The organism is Exiguobacterium sp. s16 (genome assembly GCF_018618115.1).
Lineage (GTDB): Bacteria > Bacillota > Bacilli > Exiguobacteriales > Exiguobacteriaceae > Exiguobacterium > Exiguobacterium mexicanum_A.
This window is the reverse complement of the sequence record NZ_JACSLM010000030.1, coordinates 1-384: the sequence shown is the minus strand read 5'-3', so window position 1 is coordinate 384 and position 384 is coordinate 1. Positions and strand designations below refer to the sequence as shown.

The following is a 384-nucleotide window of genomic DNA, read 5'->3' as shown; positions in this document are numbered from 1 at the left end:
ATGCGGCTCCCTGCTTGCCCCCAGAAAAGCGAGCTGTGCCCGGTCGGGCAAATAAAAAAGACTGCAGACAATGTTTTGTCTACAGTCTGGGAAGAGTATAATTACTCTTCCTTTTTTGAAAAGTCGAGGAGCGAAACTTCGTTTCGTGACGCAGACTTCGAACAACCGCTAGGGCGTTAGTCCATTGATTGTTCCACGTGAATGATTGCCTCGAACGGCACATGGATGATCCCGTCCCGCTGATTGGCCAGCTCGACGGTCCGCTCCATATAGTTCGTCCGGTGCACAAAACCCTTGAATCGTTTCATCTCCCGCTTCTCCACATATTTTACCTCTACCAAATCTCCGCTGAAGATCGCGTCGTTCAGCACATTCTCATAGACC

The 384-nt window shown here is 50.0% G+C and carries 1 protein-coding gene; it reads right to left on the bottom strand.

Annotated elements, in window-relative coordinates:
- Window positions 1-176: 176 nt before the first annotated feature.
- On the bottom strand, window positions 177-384 hold a 208-nt coding region (locus tag KNP86_RS15615), incomplete at its 5' end, for a YolD-like family protein (protein WP_214689688.1).